15 protein-coding genes are annotated in these 18,311 nt (G+C 51.4%); 10 read left to right on the top strand and 5 right to left on the bottom strand.

Features of this window, described 5'->3' with window-relative positions; translation table 11 throughout:
• Positions 1 to 22: 22 nt before the first annotated feature.
• Positions 23 to 790 carry a hypothetical protein gene (locus B5D63_RS28290; RefSeq protein ID WP_078672221.1) on the bottom strand — a complete coding sequence of 256 codons (768 nt, stop codon included), beginning with the start codon at positions 788 to 790 and terminating at the stop codon, positions 23 to 25.
• Positions 791 to 977: 187 nt separating this feature from the next.
• On the opposite strand from B5D63_RS28290, the gene B5D63_RS28285 reads away from it, so the two are divergent.
• Positions 978 to 1,907, top strand: a complete 930-nt coding sequence (locus B5D63_RS28285) for a terpene synthase family protein (protein ID WP_078672220.1) — start codon at positions 978 to 980, stop codon at positions 1,905 to 1,907.
• A 53-nt stretch (positions 1,908 to 1,960) separates the two neighbouring features.
• Here the strand turns inward: B5D63_RS28285 and aroQ are convergent, their stop codons facing one another.
• From aroQ to ytxJ, 3 genes are read right to left on the bottom strand one after another with little or no spacing between them, the layout of a single operon-like run.
• Complete coding sequence (gene aroQ / locus B5D63_RS28280) at positions 1,961 to 2,383, bottom strand: type II 3-dehydroquinate dehydratase (protein ID WP_078672219.1); 423 nt, start codon at positions 2,381 to 2,383, stop codon at positions 1,961 to 1,963.
• A 51-nt stretch (positions 2,384 to 2,434) separates the two neighbouring features.
• Complete coding sequence (locus B5D63_RS28275; RefSeq protein ID WP_078672218.1) at positions 2,435 to 3,004, bottom strand: UbiX family flavin prenyltransferase; 570 nt, start codon at positions 3,002 to 3,004, stop codon at positions 2,435 to 2,437.
• Positions 3,005 to 3,038: 34 nt separating this feature from the next.
• On the bottom strand, positions 3,039 to 3,371 hold the full coding sequence (gene ytxJ, locus B5D63_RS28270) for a bacillithiol system redox-active protein YtxJ (protein ID WP_078672217.1): 333 nt from the start codon (positions 3,369 to 3,371) through the stop codon (positions 3,039 to 3,041).
• A gap of 385 nt (positions 3,372 to 3,756) precedes the next feature.
• On the opposite strand from ytxJ, the gene B5D63_RS28265 reads away from it, so the two are divergent.
• From B5D63_RS28265 to B5D63_RS28250, 4 genes are all read left to right on the top strand, one after another.
• Positions 3,757 to 5,112, top strand: a complete 1,356-nt coding sequence (locus tag B5D63_RS28265) for a UDP-N-acetylmuramate--L-alanine ligase (RefSeq protein ID WP_078672216.1) — start codon at positions 3,757 to 3,759, stop codon at positions 5,110 to 5,112.
• A 71-nt stretch (positions 5,113 to 5,183) separates the two neighbouring features.
• A complete protein-coding gene (locus B5D63_RS28260; protein ID WP_078672215.1) occupies positions 5,184 to 5,957 on the top strand; it encodes a 3'-5' exonuclease in 774 nt (257 codons plus the stop codon).
• A gap of 73 nt (positions 5,958 to 6,030) precedes the next feature.
• A complete protein-coding gene (locus B5D63_RS28255) occupies positions 6,031 to 6,771 on the top strand; it encodes a polyprenol monophosphomannose synthase (protein ID WP_078672214.1) in 741 nt (246 codons plus the stop codon).
• Positions 6,772 to 6,886: 115 nt separating this feature from the next.
• Positions 6,887 to 7,777, top strand: coding sequence for a DMT family transporter (locus B5D63_RS28250; protein WP_078672213.1), 891 nt, complete (start codon positions 6,887 to 6,889; stop codon positions 7,775 to 7,777).
• On the opposite strand, the gene B5D63_RS28245 is transcribed toward B5D63_RS28250, so the two are convergent.
• On the bottom strand, positions 7,774 to 8,523 hold the full coding sequence (locus B5D63_RS28245; RefSeq protein ID WP_078672212.1) for a DeoR/GlpR family DNA-binding transcription regulator: 750 nt from the start codon (positions 8,521 to 8,523) through the stop codon (positions 7,774 to 7,776). The genes B5D63_RS28250 and B5D63_RS28245 overlap by 4 nt on opposite strands.
• A gap of 304 nt (positions 8,524 to 8,827) precedes the next feature.
• Between B5D63_RS28245 and B5D63_RS28240 the strand changes: the two genes are divergently transcribed.
• The 5 genes from B5D63_RS28240 (at position 8,828) to B5D63_RS28215 (ending at position 18,303) form a co-directional block, all read left to right on the top strand.
• A complete protein-coding gene (locus B5D63_RS28240) occupies positions 8,828 to 12,001 on the top strand; it encodes a SusC/RagA family TonB-linked outer membrane protein (RefSeq protein ID WP_078672211.1) in 3,174 nt (1,057 codons plus the stop codon).
• Positions 12,002 to 12,012: 11 nt separating this feature from the next.
• Complete coding sequence (locus B5D63_RS28235) at positions 12,013 to 13,683, top strand: RagB/SusD family nutrient uptake outer membrane protein (protein WP_159456198.1); 1,671 nt, start codon at positions 12,013 to 12,015, stop codon at positions 13,681 to 13,683.
• A 159-nt stretch (positions 13,684 to 13,842) separates the two neighbouring features.
• The gene (locus tag B5D63_RS28230) at positions 13,843 to 16,674 is read left to right on the top strand and encodes a S9 family peptidase (RefSeq protein ID WP_078672209.1); all 2,832 of its coding nucleotides are present in this window, start codon (positions 13,843 to 13,845) and stop codon (positions 16,672 to 16,674) included.
• Between the two features lie 313 nt (positions 16,675 to 16,987).
• Complete coding sequence (locus B5D63_RS28220) at positions 16,988 to 17,809, top strand: DUF6597 domain-containing transcriptional factor (RefSeq protein WP_078672207.1); 822 nt, start codon at positions 16,988 to 16,990, stop codon at positions 17,807 to 17,809.
• Between the two features lie 41 nt (positions 17,810 to 17,850).
• On the top strand, positions 17,851 to 18,303 hold the full coding sequence (locus B5D63_RS28215; protein WP_078672206.1) for a GNAT family N-acetyltransferase: 453 nt from the start codon (positions 17,851 to 17,853) through the stop codon (positions 18,301 to 18,303).
• Positions 18,304 to 18,311: the final 8 nt, after the last annotated feature.

Below are 18,311 nucleotides of genomic sequence, written 5' to 3'. Positions count from 1 at the left end.
GTAATCCGTAATTCGTAATTGATCAACGGAAGTAGTCAGCAGCCCTGCGTACTTTCTCCACCCACATACCGGAAGAAGGCAGTTCCACATACTCACTCAGTCCCACTTCACTGGCGCCCGGCGCCCAGTCGTACGTGTAGCCCATACGGGTCCATGGGTAATGATAATCCGTGTTCGTGATCAGCGGGCGGTAATATGCAAAGATGATGTAGTTGTTAAACCAGGTGGTGTAATCAGCCGATACGCCGTTTACCAGCGCATAACCGGTAGTGGTGGTGTTGATGGCCGGATTGCCCGCGGGGCGGTACAGACGGGCGGCTTTCACCCATACTTCAGCGATGTGCGTGTTGGTTTTGGCGTTTACCGGCGGCAGGCCAAGCAGTTGACAGATGCGCTGCACGGTATCTGAGCCGGGCTTAAAGTCCTGCCCGATACGGCTTTTCATCTGTTTGGGGATAAACAGCCAGGCTTCCCCCCAGGTGTTGGTGATAGAATCGCCTTCGGGGTAGCTGGAAGGGAAACGCATGAAAGTAGCCATCAGCACGTAGCTCTGGCCGTTGATGGTTTTCCATTGCAGGTTGGGGTTGTCTGCCGTGATCGGCCACAGGGCATTGGAGATCTCGCTGCTGTCGGCCACCATGGCGTCAGCCACGGCACGCGCATAGAGGGTGTCCATGTTATACACCGGGATGGGAGGCGCCGGATCATCGTTCTTGCTACAAGCCGAAAAAAAGAGGGCGGTGAAGCAAAGGTAAACGAGCAGTTTACCGCTTAACAAGGTGTTTTTCATAGTAATGGTTTTGCTGTAGAGGTTATTGATATTTGGATATTTGGATATTTGGTTATTTGGTTATTTGGCTATTTTTTTTGAGTGACCGCAAGAAACTAATTTTCAAGGATATATACAACTTTTTCCGGCGAGGGGTTGTATTGGTGTTACAGCCAACAGTATATTTACTGTAACGAAAACCCTTTTTATGATGCAGTCATTATTTACCGAACTGCAGTATCCTTTTCCCTCAAGGATCCATCCAAACCATGCCCTGATTGAAAAAGAGATACCTGCGTTGATAGATGCTTACACTTTCCTTTCGCCCGATGCCCGCCGACAGTTCAAAGCCGCTGATTTCGGCCGGCTGACAGCCCTTTGGTATCCTGATTGTCCTTTTAAGATGCTGATCCCCGCTGCCCGCCTCCTCGTCTGGGTGTTTATTTTCGATGATGTATACGCACGGCTACCGCTGCCACAGCTGAAAGCGGCGCAGGACCGGCTGACCGGCATCCTCCGGGGCCATTCTCCCGCTCAGGAAGAAGAGAGTGTGTTTCAGCAGTTTGCCATCGCGCACCACGAGCTTGCCTTTCACAGCCAGGCAGCAGCCTGGAAAGCACGCTACCTCAAAAGCTGGCAATATTTCTTCGAAGGCCAGCAGCTCGAAAAGCAGTACAGTTATAAGCAGGAGCTGACTTATCCCCGGCTGGCCGAATATATGGACCTCCGCGAAAAATTGGGTGCTGCCTATCCTTACATTGACCTGGTGGAGGTAGTATCCGGTTGTATCCTTCCTGCGGAGGTGTTTCAACATCCGGCTGTTCAGCAGCGCAGGTTTTTCGTCAGCAGGCTGACCACCTGGGACAATGACCTGTTGTCTTTTGAGAAAGAAAAACGTAGCCTGGAGGCGATGAACCTGGTAGCGGTCATACAGCATGAATACCGTGTTTCGTTGGAAGAAGCTTATCGTATAGCCCTGCGTATGCGCCAGGAGCAGGTGGCCGACTACCGGCAGCTGTGCACCGAATGGCCGGACTTTGGCGCCTGGAAGGCGGTGGTGGCCGACTATGTGCTTCAGCTGGACCGGATGATCAGCGGTCACCTGGAGTGGTACCGGGATAATCCCCGGTATGCCTGAAACGCAGCGGCCCGGGAGGCATCTCCCGGGCCGCTGCCAGTATGTGACCACCGTTATGATGGCTGCACAAAATACTCCACTCCGAGGCGGTATCCTTTCATGCCGAGGCCACAGATGGAGCCTACGCATTTAGGCGCGATGAGGGAGGTATGCCGGAATTCTTCCCGGGCGTACACGTTGCTGATGTGTATTTCTATCACCGGTGTTTTGATGGCGGCGATGGCGTCGCGGATAGCTACGGAAGTATGCGTATAGCCGCCGGCGTTAAGCAGGATGCCATCATAGGAAAAACCGGTCTGGTGGAGATAGTTGATGATCTCTCCTTCCACGTTGTGCTGGAAATAGCTGAATTCCACTGCGGGGAAAGCTTTTTGCAGCTGCCGGAAATAATCTTCGAAAGACTCGCTGCCGTAGATGCCCGGTTCCCGCTTGCCCAGCAGGTTGAGATTAGGCCCGTTGATGATGGCTATCTTCATGATAATGCTGAAAGTAAATGATGAACGACGAAGATAATTATATCCGTTGTATTATTTATTGTCGCTCCCCCAGCGGAAGGTCTGCTGTTCCACGCCGGCCAGGTCGATGATACGGTCTACCACGGTGGCGGCCACGTCTTCGATGGTGGCAGGCAGGCTGTAATACGACGGTGTGGCGGGGCAGATGATACCGCCGGCCAGCACCACGGTTTCCATGTTGCGGATGTGCATCAGGTTATAAGGTGTTTCCCTTACCACACAGATCAGCTTGCGCCTTTCTTTTAATACAACATCAGCGGCCCGGGTGATCAGGTCATTGGAGATGCCGGTGGCGATGCGTCCGAGGGTGCCCATCGAACAGGGACAGATGATCATGGTATTAAATCTTCCGGAGCCGGAAGCAAAAGGAGCGTTGAAGTCCTGCTGCGTGTAAAAACGAAAGGGTAGCTGGCGATAATCTTCGTTTTTCAGTTCTGTTTGCCAAACGGTCTTGGCATTCTCGGTCATGACAACGGCTACCTCATCCAGCTGACCGGCCGCGGCGTGGAGCTTATGAAGCAACTGCCTGGCGTAGATGGACCCGCTGGCGCCGGTAACTGCTACTACTATACGATGTTTCATGGTGCTATACGATATATAGCACAAAGCTAGTCTATTATCCGTTCAGGTGATCGGCAATCTCATCCATGGTGATACCGGTATGGCTTTCATCATAGATACAGGCGCCGTTACGGATCAGCAGGATCTGGGGAGACTCATGAGGCACCTGGTACCGGTGGGCTATTTTACCGGAAAGATCACGGTGAGCCAGGAGGTCCAGGTAATAAAACGTTAACCCTTCCGGAGCTGCTGCACGTTCCAACCGGGACTTCGCCATGGAGCTGATGGAGCACCGCGTACTGTGCTTAAAGATAACTACCGGCTGCAGGGCAGACGCCTCGTTGATTTCCTGCAGTTGTTCCTCACTGGTTAACGTTTTCCAATTCATGATGATTAGCTCATTTTATTATGCGTCGCTGCCGGGGCCTTCGCCATCCCTTTCATCGGACATCCCAGTTTCTGGTGGCTCGCGCAGGACGTTAAGAAAGCTGCAAAGATACAAACCATACCGGCGCAGCCCAAAATTCTTACATACGATTTCATGGGAGAAAATTTAATTGGTAAACGAAATTTCATAGGAATTTATGATAATGACAACTTTTTTAATCGTCTTTTGTAACGTTATTTTGCAAATATAATTAATACATTAAAAAAAACAACGATACATATTAAATTTGGATATTTGAAAATTTTAAAATTTTGTTATTGGATTTGCGGACTTTGCGCCCAAAACCAATAACAAAATAGCTAAATATCCAAATAACCCAATAGGTATGAAGGTACATTTTATCGCAATAGGTGGAAGTGTGATGCACCAGCTGGCCATTGCGCTCCAACAGAAAGGTTATGAAGTAACCGGCAGCGATGACGAGATATTTGAACCGGCATTATCCAACCTGCGGCAGGCAGGTATTTTACCGGACAACATCGGCTGGGACCCTGCCCGTATCACCCCTGGTATCGATGCCGTCATCCTGGGCATGCATGCCCGGGAAGACAACCCCGAACTGATCAGGGCCCGTGAGCTGCAACTGAATATCTACTCTTTCCCGGAATACATCTATCAGGAAAGCAAAAATAAAACAAGGGTAGCCGTAGGCGGTAGTCATGGTAAAACCACCACCACCGCCATGATCATGCACGTGCTGCAATACAGCCAGCGCCGGTTTGATTACCTGGTAGGCGCCAAACTGGAAGGGTTCAATCAGTCTGTAAACATCACCGACGCCCCCCTGATCGTCTGCGAAGCCGACGAATACCCTGCCTCCGTCATCGAAAAAAGGCCCAAATTCCTTTTCCTGCACCCGCAGATAGCGGTACTGACCGGCATTGCCTGGGACCATATCAACGTATTTCCCACTTACGACATTTATAAAGAACAGTTCGCCCTTTTTATCCGGCAGATGGAACCCGGCGGCGTGCTGATCTATAACAGCGCTGATACGGAGCTCAACAGCCTCGTGGCTGCCGAAGGCCGTCACCTGAAACTGGTCCCCTATACCACCCCCATCCATATGATCCGCGAGGGCGTTACCCGCGTGTTCTTCGATGAAGGGCTCGCCGACCTGGCGGTATTCGGGGAGCACAACCTGCTCAACATGCACGCCGCGAAGCTGGTATGCAACGAGCTGGGCCTGTCTGACGAGGAATTCCTCGCTGCCATCGCCTCCTTCAAAGGCGCTGCCAAAAGGCTGGAGCTGGTTGCCAAAAGTGATAACAGCGTGATTTACCGCGACTTTGCCCATGCCCCTTCCAAAGTGAAGGCCACCATGGAAGCCACCCGGCAGCAGTTCCCCCACCGCAGGCTCATTGCCGTGCTGGAACTGCACACCTATAGCAGCCTCAACGCGGACTTCCTCTCGCAATATGCAGGCGCCATGGACCCCGCCGATGCAGCCGCAGTATATTACAGCAAACATGCCCTGGAAATTAAACGGATGCCCGACCTCGAGCCGGCAATGGTCCGGGAGAAATTCGGCCGCAGCGACCTGCAGGTCTTCAACGACCGCGCACAGCTGGAAGCGTTCCTCGGGGCGCAGGATTATCACCAGGCCAACCTCCTGCTGATGAGCTCCGGAACATATGACGGACTGGATTTCCCGTCACTAAAGAAGCTGCTAGCCAAATAATACGCTACCTTTGCGCAAATTTCAAAATTTCAAAATTTCAAAATTTCAAAATTCCTAAATTTCTAAATAGCATGCCTTCTTTGCTCCTCAAAAGGCCATTGGCCGTAATTGATCTGGAAACGACGGGTACGAACGTGGCCACAGACCGTATCATTGAAATCGCTATCATTAAAGTATTTCCTGATAAAACCACACAGTCGAAAGTAAAACGCATCAACCCCGGAATGCCTATTCCGGCCGGATCTACCGCCATCCACGGCATTAAGGACGAAGATGTGAAAGATGCGCCTACCTTTAAGCAGGCTGCCAACGAACTGAAAATGTTCCTGGAAAACTGCGACCTGGCCGGCTATAACAGCAACCGCTTCGATATTCCGCTGCTGGTGGAAGAATTCCTGCGTACCGGCATGGAATTCGACGTGTCCAAACGCCGCTTTGTGGACGTTCAGCGTATTTTCCACCTGATGGAAAAAAGAACGCTCGCCGCCGCTTACAAATTCTACTGCGACAAACAGCTGGAAAATGCGCACAGTGCCGAAGCCGACGCACTGGCTACCTACGAGATACTGGAAGCCCAGCTGGGCCGTTACGAAAACCTGCAACAGGATATTGACGGACTGGCGGACTTCACCAAAGAAGAAGAATACATCGACTTTGCCCGCCGCATCGTGATGCAGGGCGGCCAGGAAGTATTCAACTTCGGTAAGTACAAAGGCCGGCCGGTGAAAGAAGTGCTGAAGGCTGAGCCTCAATACTATGACTGGATGATGAAGGCAGACTTTCCGCTGAATACCAAGCAGAAACTGTCAGAAATCTATCACAATATGATGTTAAAAAAACTGTAATATTTTTCAGGAACGCGGTATCTTGCGTCGTAATTGAACTATTTTCGCAGTACACAAAATTTCATCGGCTGAATTGGAAAAGCTTGTCATTATTCCTACGTACAATGAGAAGGATAATATCCGCAATATCATTGACGCTGTATTTTCCTTACAGCAGAATTTCCATATCCTGATTGTGGACGATGGTTCTCCTGACGGTACAGGCAATATTGTAAAATCACTGCAAAATGAACATCCGGGACAACTGTTCCTGGAAGAACGTTCCGGCAAACAAGGGCTGGGAACTGCTTACATCCACGGTTTCAAATGGGCGCTGGCCAGAAACTACCAGTATATCTTTGAGATGGATGCCGACTTTTCCCACAACCCGAAAGACCTGGTACGTCTCTACGACGCCTGCGCCAAAGGCGGTGCAGACGTGGCCGTGGGCTCCCGCTATGTAAAAGGCGGGAAAACCGAAAACTGGCCCTGGGACAGAGCAGTGCTCTCCTACGGCGCCTCCATCTATGTGGGCATGATCACCTGGATGCCGGTCAAAGACCCCACCGCCGGGTTTGTATGTTACCGTAATACGGTGCTGGAAGCCATCAATCTTGACCAGATCCAGTTCGTAGGCTACGCCTTCCAGATAGAAATGAAATTTACCGCCTGGAAGCTGGGCTTTACCATCGCTGAAGTGCCCATCACCTTCAAAGACCGCCGCGAAGGGTATTCCAAGATGAGCAAAGGCATTGTGAAAGAAGGGGTGCTCGGCGTATTGAAAATCCAGTGGCAGAGCCTCTTCCGCAACTACAAAAAAAGAGTTACCAATTAATTAATCTGATGATAGGGATATTCAGTGGTCCGGGTGTGTACCTTTGCAGGGAATCCATCCGGATCACTGAATTTGAAAGGCGGACGGCGACTATTCGCGTTCGCATCGCGTGTGTATGAAAAAAGCGTTTTTACAGCTGCATCTGTCTGTATTTCTTGCAGGATTTACCGGCATCCTGGGCAAACTGATATCCCTGAATGAAGGACTACTGGTATGGTACCGGTTACTCATCACCGCTGTGACCATGTACATCCTGTTCCGCCTGCAGGGCACCTTCCGTAAACTTCCCTTTAAAGATATTGTACCTATCGGCGTCACCGGCGTAGTGGTGGCCCTTCACTGGCTTTTCTTCTACGGCAGTATTAAATACTCCAACGTGTCTATCGGGGTGATTTGTTTCTCGCTCACCAGCCTGTTTACCGCTATTTTTGATCCGCTGATCAACCGGCGACGGCCGGATATGGTGGAAATGCTGCTGTCTATGCTGACGCTTTTCGGTATTTTACTGATCTTTCATTTTGACACCCAATACCAAACCGGTATTATTCTCGGCGTTATTTCCGCGATGTTCGCCGCACTGTTTACCGTATACAACAAGCGGCTGGTGAAACGGTTCGACACCAATACCATCACCTTTTACGAGCTGTCCACCGGTTTTGTGGTCCTCTCGCTCATCTTACCTTTTTACCTTCACTATTTCCCGGTGAGCACTGTGATACCGGGCTTTTCAGACCTGATGTACCTGCTGGTGCTGGCCTGGCTGTGTACCATCTGTATGTACACGCTGAGCATGAATGCACTGAAAAAAATCTCCCCTTTTACCGTCAACCTGTGTTTTAACCTGGAGCCGGTATACAGCATTGTGCTGGCGTTTATCCTTTTTCATGAGAACAAACATCTCAACAACGCCTTTTATGCGGGCCTGGCCTGTATCATACTGTCCGTAGCTTTGCAAATGGCGCGGGTCAGCTGGCAGCACCGTACCGGCAGAATGCTGGCGGGCTAAAACAGTTGCAGGTCCAGGTGCTGGTAGGCGCCCAGGAAATGATTATCGGGTTCCAGTTCCGTGATGAGGTAGTTGATCTGGTTCAGGTCACATACTTTCATGCGTTGGGAGGAGTTCAGTTTTTCGGCGATACTGAGGATGGCCATTTTGTTGGTAGCCCGCAGCATGGCCCTTTTCACCTGTACCACTTCCCAGTCTGATTCCGTCATGCCATCCTGTATGGAGAAGCCGTTGGCCCCCATGAGGCAGAGGTCTACTTTTATCTCCGACAGCTGGTTGATAACGCTGGCGCCTATATGAATATGGGAGCTGCGGGACAGTTGACCGCCGATGGTGATCACGGTCAGGTTCGGGTGCTCCACCAGTTGCAGCGCCACGAGGGGGCTGATGGTAAAGAAAGTGGCCCGCAGGTTGACCGGGATGGCTTTTGCCAGTTCAATCATGGTGGTGCCGCCGCCGGTGAGGACCACCATATCATTTTTCAGCAGCTTCAGCGTTTTTTCCGCTATTTGTTTCTTCGCAGCCTGTGCATATACAGAGTTTCCTTCATCAAACGGGTAATGGAAGGAGCGGCCAATGGCGCCTCCATGTACTTTTAATACTTTCCCTTCTTCTGCCATCTCTTTCAGATCGCGCCGTACGGTATCTTCAGAAATACTAAGCATAGCACTGATATCGGTTGACAACACTTTATTGTGCAGGTTGATCTGCTTCATGATAAACGCCTGGCGCTCTTCTTTCAACATGCTGTGGGGACTTTTTTGCTTGTTCACAAATGTAGAAAAATCTAATCCAAATTGATTGTGCGTGTTTTATCCGCTTTTCACATTAAATAAACGCATTTTCCTGTAATTTGCCTTTTTTTCATGAAATTTTATGCTACTTTCATGCACAAAAACGCAAAGTAATGCAAGATTCCCGTGTACCAGAGTGAAAAGCTGCGTTCTGCCTGTAACAGTAACCGATCAACATAAAAAGTTTAATTATCTGAATTTTAGCACGTTATAACTAAAAACTTTTAAAACAACCAACATCTAAATCTAAAAAAACATGAAGAAAAGGCTACTTTTCACTTTCATTTTTTTGCTGGTTTATGCGAGTTCATGGGCCCAAAATATCATCAAGGGCACCGTACTGGACAAGAACAATCAGCAACCCATTATCGGCGCTACGGTGGTAGCCGGTAAAAAAGGCACCGTAACAGACCCCAACGGCAAATTCTCCCTGGATGCGCCCGCGGGCACGCTGGTGCTGCACGTTACCTTCATCGGCTATCAGCCGCAGGATATTCCGGTAGGTAAAGGCAACGTGCAGGTGCTGCTCTCTCCTGACGAACGCTCACTGGAACAAGTGGTGGTGGTGGGTTATGGTACGCAGAAAAAAGCCAATCTTACCGGTGCGGTCAACACGGTTGATATCGGCAAAACCATGCAGAGCCGTCCCATCACCGATCCCTCCAAAGCATTACAGGGTATCTCTCCCGGCCTGAACATCCAGTTCTCCAACGGCGGCCTCGCTTCCGGTACCCCCTCCATCAACATTCGCGGCGTCGGTTCCCTGAACGGCACCAGCCGTCCGCTGATCCTGGTAGACAATGTGGAAACACCGGACCTCACCCTGATCAACCCTGAAGACATAGAAAGCGTGTCCGTACTGAAAGATGCGGCCTCCACTTCCATCTACGGCGCCCGTGCGGCATTTGGTGTGGTACTCATCAAAACCAAATCCGGTACCCGCAACACGCCTACCCGTATCACCTACTCCAACAACTTTGCATGGAACTCCCCGTTGAACCAGCCGGACTTCGCAGATCCTGAAAAAGAACTGCCCGGCCTTATCAACTCCGCTGCCCGCGCAGGTCTGGCCCCGGAAGCATTTGGCATGTCTTACGCCAAAACACTGGCCGGTATCAAAAACTGGAAAGCGAAATACGCTAATAACCGCACCAGCAACGAGATGATACCGGGAGAAGACTTCGACCTGCCCACCGCCAACGACCCCGCGCTGTTCTACCGCGTATGGGACATAAAAGATATCATGTTCAAAAAATGGACGCCCCAGCAGATACACAACCTGAACGTACAGGGCGGTAGCGAAAGAGTATCCTACTACCTGTCCGCCGGTTACAATCAAAACAGCGGGGTGATGAAACCCAACCCGGACGGTCTGAAGAAATACAACATCACCGGCGCCATCAGCGCACAAGCCACCAAATGGCTGGACGTGGACCTGAAGATGATGTACCGCAACTACGAATATGATTTCCCGTTTGAGTACTGGCCTTACTTCCAGTACATGTGGCGTTGGGGAGCCTATTTCCCTTACGGCACCTATAAAGGCGTTGGCTTCCGTACGCCTGCAGGCCTCATGGGAGGCGCTCCCACCAACAGCGTGGTCGATAACTACACCCGCGTGAACCTGGGCGCTACCCTGAAACTGACGAAAGACCTGAATATCCGCGCTGACTACACCATCGGCCGCGACAATATCGTAAGGCACGAAACAGCCAACAAGATCAACCTGTGGAACTACTGGTCAGCCACCATGCCACTGGAAAACGTTGCCACCACCAGCCAGGACTTCGCCAGCTACGGCGGCAGACGCTTTAAGGTAAATACCTTCAACATCTACGCTACCTACGACAAAAAACTGGGTAAAGACCATCAACTGAAACTGATGGCCGGTATGAACGCCGAAGACACCGACACACTGGGCTTTGGCGCTTCCAAACGCAACATCCTCGATCCTTCCATGCCGGAGCTGACACTGGCCATCGGCGACCAGTCTGTAAATGGCTTCCACTATATCAACGCATACGCCGGCTTCTTCGGCAGAGTGAACTACGCCTATAAAGACAAATGGCTGCTCGAACTGAACGGCAGATACGATGGTGCTTCCGCCTACCCTGTCAACAACCGCTGGGCTTTCTTTCCCTCTGCGTCCGCCGGCTACCGTATCACGGAAGAAAACTTCATGCAGTCCTACAGAAAAGTACTGTCTGATATGAAAATCCGCGCTTCTTACGGTACGCTAGGCAATCTCGACGTAGGTGGCAAATATTACATTCCCTCCATGGAAACCGGCAACGTGACCGGCTGGATGAACGGCAATATCCTGGCACTCGGCGTAGACGCCCCCTCCATCGTCAGCGACGCGCTCCGCTGGGAGAAAGTAAACACACTGGACTTCGGTACAGATATCAGCCTGTTTAACAACAACATCAATGTTACTTTCGACTGGTATCAGCGTAACACCAACGGTATGATCACCAGCCGTACGGTGCCCGCTTTCCTCGGCGCCAGCGCTCCTAAAATAAACGATGGCTCCCTGCGTACCACCGGTTACGAGATCTCTATCGGCGGTAACTACCAGCTCAAAAAAGACTGGACCGTTTACGGTACCCTCGCCTTCTGGGACAACAAAACCGTTGTTACCGAATGGAACAACCCTTCCATGCTGATCAACCAGGCCTATAAAGGCAAAGTGGTCGGTGAAATCTGGGGCTTTGAAACAGACCGTTATTTCACTTCCGCAGATGACGTAACCAGTTCCCCCGACCAATCCAAACTGACCAGCGGCAACTTTAAATTCGGTCCCGGTGACATTAAATACAAAGACCTCAACGATGACAAGGTCATCAACGGTGGTAAAGGCACCCTCAACGATCACGGCGACCTGAAAAGAATCGGAAACTCCCGTCCCCGCTACCAATACAGCCTGAGACTGGGCAGCAACTTTAAACAGTTCGATATAGACGTACTGTTCCAGGGCGTAGGCAAACAGGACTTCTGGGGCCTCGGCGACATCGCCATTCCGCTGTACCGCGGCAACGACATCATGTACGATCACCAGCTGGATTTCTGGACACCGGACAACCCCAACGCGAAATATCCCAATCCTTTCCCGGGCAATAACGGCGGCAACGTGACCGGCCTGGCGAGACTGGACGGTAGCAATAACTTCTATCCACAGTCCAAATACCTGCTCAACCTGTCATATCTGCGCCTGAAAAACATCACCCTGGGATACACCCTGCCTGATGAACTGGCCAAACGTATTCACTTACAACGGTTACGTATATACGGCAGCGCCCAGAACATTGCTACCTTCTCCAACGTCGGTGTGCCCATTGATCCGGAAATCACCACCGGCCAAGGCTCCATCTACGGCAGGACCTGGCCTTTCCAGAAAACATGGTCCTTTGGTTTACAGGTGAACTTCTAAAAAAAACAGACATGAAAAAACGTATATATCTACCCGTTATACTCGCTGCAGCCCTGCTTACCGGCACCGGATGCAAAAAATATGTAGACAAAGGTCAGATTGATAAATTTGACGACAACAACTTCTGGAAATCAGAAGACAACGTTCGTATCTACTCCTGGAACTTTTACAGTGTATTTTCAGGCTACGGCAACAACTCCACCTTCGGTGACTTTTACTTTACCTCTTTAAGTGATGACCAGGTAGGCGCCAGCTTAAAAAACTTTACGCTGACCGTTCCCTCCGATATCGGCGGCACCAAATGGAACTTTGAAATGGTCCGCAGGGCCAACCTTCTGCTGGAGCGCATCGACAGGGTGCCCACTTCCGATGAGACCAAAAACCACTGGAAGGGTTTTGGTCGTTTCTTCCGCGCCTACTGCTACTATATCCTCGTAAGGGAATACGGCGACGTGCCCTGGATGGACAAAGTGCCGGATGTTTCAGACGAAAACTACCTGTACAAGGGAAGAGACTCCCGTACTACGGTCATGGACAATGTACTGGCCGACCTGGATTTTGCCATTGCCAACCTGCGTACCAAAGACCAGGAAAATACCGTCAACAAATATGTGGCGCTCGCCCTGAAATCCCGCATATGCCTGTTTGAGGGCACCTGGCGCAAGTATCACAATATACAGGGCGGCGCGAAGTTCCTGCTTGCCGCCAAAGACGCCGGCGACCAGCTGATGAAAGGGCCTTTTACCCTCAATCCGCAGTATAAAACCATCTACAATTCCATGGACCTGGCGGGTAACAAGGAAGCCATCCTTTACAAAAAATATGTGGTAGGCTATCTCGGTCACAGCCTGATCAACTACCTGAGCACCAGTACCCAAATGGATGGCATCTCCAAAGATGCGGTGGAATCATTTGTGTGCACAGATGGTTTGCCCATTGCACAGTCACCCAAATATGCCGGCGACGAGGACCTGAAACATACCCTCACCGACCGTGACGGCCGTTTGATCCAGTCTGTGGACACCGTGCTGGCATATAAAGGAAGAGCCAATAAAGGGCTTACCACTTCTACCGGCTACCGGCCGGCCAAATTCCTGAACCCGCAGGTGGCCAGCACCGACGGCAGCAAAGGCGATACCGACGCCCCGCTGTTCTGGCTGGCAGAAGTGCTGCTCAACTACGCCGAAGCCGCAGCAGAACTGAATGACTTAGGCCAGTATGCTTTTGCCCAGGGCGACCTGGACAAAACAGTAAACCTGCTCCGTGCCCGCGCAGGCGTAGCCAAGCTGGAATACCTCGGTGGCAAAAGCGCCGGTGTAAGCGGTAAGGAAATCATCGACGCCAAAAACAAAGCCGGTGTAAGCTCCCTGATCTGGGAAATCAGACGCGAAAGAAGGTCTGAGCTGATGCTCGACGGTTTCCGCAAATATGACCTGTTCCGCTGGGGACAGGGCAAGGCCCTGAACACCGCCACCAACCCTGATATTATCAGAGGCGCCAAAATTCCGGAGTTCCCTGCAGGCACCACAGAAAAAGCGGAAAGGGACGCCAACGGGTATATCATCGTTAAACCAGTGATAGAACGGGAGTTCAAAGACCCCAAGAACTACCTAGAACCTATCCCGAGCGGCCAGATCGCCCTTTATCCGGACGGCAGGCTGACACAGAACCCCGGCTGGTAACCTCCTATCGTGTGATCTGCATATGAGATAAATCGAAACAACAAAAAGTGAAGGCCCCCTGACCACCGTTGGTCAGGGGGCCTTTCGCTTTCCATACCCGCTCCCCGCCGCTGGTAAAAGTCTTTATACTTTTGCCCGAAAAAAGTATACTTTGCGCGCATGAGAAATATGTTACTGGCCCTCTCCCTGCTGGGGGCCTCTTTTGCTTATGCACAACAACCTGCCAAAAAACCGCTTGACCATACCGTGTACGACAGCTGGCAGAGTATCGGCACTAAACTCATCAGCAACGATGGACAATGGGTAGTATACACCGTCACCCCACAGGAAGGCAACGCATCCCTGGTGATTTATGACCGCAAAACAGGCCAGTCCCGTACCATCGCCCGCGGCGCCAGCCCGGTGATCACCAACGATTCCCGGTATGTGATCTTCAGCATTAAACCGCTGTATAAAGACACCCGCGAAGCCCGCATCAAAAAGAAAAAGCCGGCCGATATGCCGAAAGATTCCATGGGCATCTTCACCCTCGCTTCCGGCGACCTGCAGAAACTGCCCCGCATCAAATCCTTTAAAACACCCGCCAAAGGCAGCGGATGGCTCGCCTACCTGACGGAAAAACCCGCCGACAGCGCTAAAACCAAAGGAAAGGCCGCCCCTAAAGCTGCTGACTCCGACCGCGCCGACGACGACAAAAGCGGCAGCGATAAAAACGAAAACGGCACCCTCGTGATCCGGCAGCTGAAAGACGGCAGCCAGGATTCCGTTAAAAACGTCGCTGAATACGCATTCAGCAAACCCGGTAACAACCTCCTCATAGAAATCACCTCCGATAAAAAAGACTCCCTGTCCCGCTCCGGCATATTGCTATGGCATACCGCCACCCGCAAGGCAGACACCCTGAGCCGCGGATACGGCGACTATAAACAGTTTGCCTTCGACGAGAAAGGTGAACAGGCAGCTTATTTTGGTACCCGCGACAGCGCCAAATCACTGCAACAGTTCTACCAGCTGTTTTATTATAAACCCGGACAAGACAGCGCCATCACCGCAGCCGACAAAAACAGCAGCGGCATCCCTTCCCGCTGGACCATCAGCCCCAACAGCCTGATCTGGTTCAGCAAAGACGGGCAACGCCTGTTCTTCGGCACCGCTCCCATCCTGCCGGCAAAAGATACTACCATCGTGGACTTTGAAGTGGCCAAGGTGGACATCTGGAACTACAAAGACGATTACCTGCAGCCCATGCAGCTCAAAAACGCCGACAAGGAACTGAAAAGGAGCTACGCCGCAGTCTATTATCCAGGCAGCAAACGTATCCTCCAGCTGGGCGACCAGGACCTCGAGAACGTGGTGGTCCCGGCAGAAGGCAACGGCCGCTACGCCCTCGGATACACCGACAAAGGCCACAGAGTGCAGCTGCAGTGGGTGGGCCGTACCCTCAAAACAGGCTATCTCGTTAACCTGGAAGACGGTACCCGCAAAAAAATCAGGGAAAACCTGGACGGCTTCTACTCCATCTCCCCCAACGGTCAGTATATCGTGTGGTATGACCTGGCAGACAAACAATACTTCAGCTACCACAACGCCACCGGCGCAGTCGTGAACATCAGCAAAGACATTCCGGCCAAACTGTTTGATGAAGAAGACGACCATCCGGACGTGCCGGAACCATACGGCTTTGCAGGATGGCTCAACAACGACCGGTACATTTATATTTATGACCGCTATGATATCTGGCAGGTAGATCCTACCGGTAAGACAGCTCCCGCTATGATCACCTATGGCGTGGGCCGTCAGACCAAAACCCGCTTCCGCGCGCTGAAACTGGACCAAGAACAGAAATTCTACAACGCCGGCGATGTTATTGTCATGAGTGCATTCCAGGACAGCACTAAATATAACGGATATTACAGTCTGCGACTGCTGGCCAAAAATGATAAACAACGCAGGCCGCAACAGCTGGTGCTGGGCCCCAACAGTTACCTGGACCTGCTGAAAGCAAAAGACGCCAACGCCTACACGTACGTACGCGCCAACTACACAGAGTCGCCCAATGTGTATACCGGCGAATTGAACAAAGCAGTGAAAATCAGCAATACTAACCCGCAGCAACAGGAATACAACTGGGGCACAGCCTCGCTGTATAAATGGAACACCTTTACCGGTAAAGCATCAGAAGGTATTCTCTATAAGCCGGAAGACTTCGACCCGAATAAAAAATATCCTGTTATTTTTTACTTCTATGAGAAGCTGACCGATGGGCTGTATAACTATCAGGCGCCTGCTCCTACGCCTTCACGGCTGAACATTTCTTTCTTCGTGAGCCGCGGTTATCTGGTGTTTGCACCGGATATCACTTATGAGAACGGCTATCCGGGCAAGAGCGCGTACGACTACATTGTGAGTGCGGCAGAAAATCTCGCCAAACAACCCTGGGTAGACGGTAAGAACATGGGCATCCAGGGCCAGAGCTGGGGCGGTTACCAGGTGGCATTTCTGATTACGCAGACCAATCTTTTCAAGGCTGCCTGGGCAGGAGCGCCCGTAGCCAATATGACCAGCGCTTATGGAGGCATCCGCTGGGAAAGCGGCATGAACCGCCAGTTCCAGTACGAACATTCCCAGAGCCGCATTGGCGCCACCCTGTGGGATAAACCGGAGCTGTATATCCAGAACTCCCCGCTGTTCAACCTGCCCAAGGTGAACACGCCGGTTGCCATTATGGCCAACGATGCCGACGGCGCCGTTCCCTGGTACCAGGGCATTGAAATGTTCACCGGCTTACGCCGGCTGGGCAAACCCGTATGGCTGCTGAACTACAATAACGAAGCCCACAACCTGGTACAACGCCAGAACCGCAAGGATATCCAGCGCCGCGAACAACAGTTCTTCGACCACTTCCTGAAAGGCGCTCCGGCGCCGCAATGGCTGGAATCCGGCGTGCCTGCTACTGAGAAAGGCATTAACTGGGGCTTTGATGTTAAATAGTCACGCGAAGGGTTTCTCGCAAAGGGTTCTCGCAAAGCACGCAAAGCAGCAAAGAGCGCAAAGATTATATAAGCGAGCAAAGAAAGCAAAGGAGCGGAGATCAAATGTGATCTCCGCTCCTTTGCTTTCTTATTTAAACTTAAAAAAAATCTTTGCGCGCTTTGCTGCTTTGCGTGCTTTGCGAGAACCCTTCGCGAGAAAAATTTTAAAATATTTAACAAAATTTATATATTTACAATAAATAATCGCCACTTTAGCGTATGGTGTGACTTGCAGCGATAGCGATATCCACTAACACCACATTTTTGTACCTATGAACTTCCATATCTGTCATCCTGAAGATGCATTGCGTCCGTTTGTCAAGCAGTTTTATTACTGGGAAGATGATTCCCGCGGCCTGATCCAGTTACCGCAGCATTTGTTTACGTTGGGCGACCAGTACATGGTATTTATGCTGGAAGGAACGGCCGAGGTAAAGCCGGCAGCACACGCTGCGTTTACGGTTCCGCGTCATGCCGTGACGGGGCATTTTACCTGCGCCTATCAACTACAGGTGACGGGCCCGGTAAGGATGGTGATCGTGCAGTTGAACGCTTACGGATGTTATCGTTTGTTGGGTATTGATGGTCAGTCTTTCACCAACTACTACCGCAACCTGGACCTGCAGGAGAATGCAGCCTGGGCGCAACTGGGCGGTCAGTTGCAGCAGTTGCGTCATCCACAGGAGATCGCTGCGCTGCTCAACAGCAGCCTGCAACAGGTATTACAGGCCGACGCGCCGTGTCTGAAACAGGCCGACGAGATGGCGGATTACCTGCTGGCGCGTCAGGGCAATGTGAGCGTGGAAGAACTGGCGCAAGCCTTCCGGCTGTCCCGTCCAACGCTGGAGCGGTTCTTTAACCGCGTCATCGGCATACCGCCGCAGTTATTTGCCCGCATGGTGCGTTTCCGCAACGCCCTGCAACAGGCAGACAAAGCGCAGTGGCAGTTGCCTGCTACCGCCTATTACAATCTGGCGATGTTTATACAGGACCATCTGCAGTTCAACGGCGAAATGCCTTCCTGGTACAATGCGCCGGCTACGATTGCACATATGCCCGCACGGCCCCTGCAACAGGTAGCCGTGGCGAGTTAGAAAAAAATGTCTACATTTAGTAACGCTCAACGTTACTAACTATGACAACTGCAGTATACCTTGTAAAAGACGGAGATTATACGGTTTCAACTGATAAAAACAGGCTGGACATCAGCGTTATACACGATTTTCTGGCCAAAGAGTCCTACTGGGCGCAAAATATTCCTGTCAGTGTGGTAGAAAAAGCACTGGCAGGATCTTTATGTTTCGGGCTGTATCACCGCGACCGGCAGATAGGTTTTGCGCGGCTGATCACCGACCAGGCTTCCTTTGCTTACCTGGCGGATGTTTTTGTGGTGAAGGAACAACGGGGTAAGGGGCTTTCCAAAATGCTGATGCACGCTATACTGGAACACCCGGAGCTGCAAACGCTGCGGAGATGGCTGCTGGTAACCCAGGATGCACACGAATTATACCGGCAGTTCGGTTTCACCGAAGTACCCAATCCGGAGAAGTTTATGCAACTTCATAACCCGAACATCTATACGAAGTAACTATTCAA

Source organism: Chitinophaga eiseniae (assembly GCF_900167135.1).
Taxonomy (GTDB): domain Bacteria; phylum Bacteroidota; class Bacteroidia; order Chitinophagales; family Chitinophagaceae; genus Chitinophaga; species Chitinophaga eiseniae.
The sequence above is the reverse complement of the archived record's forward strand: the minus strand, read 5'-3'. Positions and strand labels throughout refer to the sequence as shown.

Bases quoted from the DNA above. Each gene is read 5' to 3' on its own strand.
- B5D63_RS28290 (WP_078672221.1), bottom strand. From the start codon at position 790: ATGAAAAACACCTTGTTAAGCGGTAAACTGCTCGTTTACCTTTGCTTC.
- B5D63_RS28285 (WP_078672220.1), top strand. From the start codon at position 978: ATGATGCAGTCATTATTTACCGAACTGCAGTATCCTTTTCCCTCAAGG.
- aroQ (WP_078672219.1), bottom strand. From the start codon at position 2,383: ATGAAGATAGCCATCATCAACGGGCCTAATCTCAACCTGCTGGGCAAG.
- B5D63_RS28275 (WP_078672218.1), bottom strand. From the start codon at position 3,004: ATGAAACATCGTATAGTAGTAGCAGTTACCGGCGCCAGCGGGTCCATC.
- ytxJ (WP_078672217.1), bottom strand. From the start codon at position 3,371: ATGAATTGGAAAACGTTAACCAGTGAGGAACAACTGCAGGAAATCAAC.
- B5D63_RS28265 (WP_078672216.1), top strand. From the start codon at position 3,757: ATGAAGGTACATTTTATCGCAATAGGTGGAAGTGTGATGCACCAGCTG.
- B5D63_RS28260 (WP_078672215.1), top strand. From the start codon at position 5,184: ATGCCTTCTTTGCTCCTCAAAAGGCCATTGGCCGTAATTGATCTGGAA.
- B5D63_RS28250 (WP_078672213.1), top strand. From the start codon at position 6,887: ATGAAAAAAGCGTTTTTACAGCTGCATCTGTCTGTATTTCTTGCAGGA.
- B5D63_RS28245 (WP_078672212.1), bottom strand. From the start codon at position 8,523: ATGTTGAAAGAAGAGCGCCAGGCGTTTATCATGAAGCAGATCAACCTG.
- B5D63_RS28240 (WP_078672211.1), top strand. From the start codon at position 8,828: ATGAAGAAAAGGCTACTTTTCACTTTCATTTTTTTGCTGGTTTATGCG.
- B5D63_RS28235 (WP_159456198.1), top strand. From the start codon at position 12,013: ATGAAAAAACGTATATATCTACCCGTTATACTCGCTGCAGCCCTGCTT.
- B5D63_RS28230 (WP_078672209.1), top strand. From the start codon at position 13,843: ATGAGAAATATGTTACTGGCCCTCTCCCTGCTGGGGGCCTCTTTTGCT.
- B5D63_RS28220 (WP_078672207.1), top strand. From the start codon at position 16,988: ATGAACTTCCATATCTGTCATCCTGAAGATGCATTGCGTCCGTTTGTC.
- B5D63_RS28215 (WP_078672206.1), top strand. From the start codon at position 17,851: ATGACAACTGCAGTATACCTTGTAAAAGACGGAGATTATACGGTTTCA.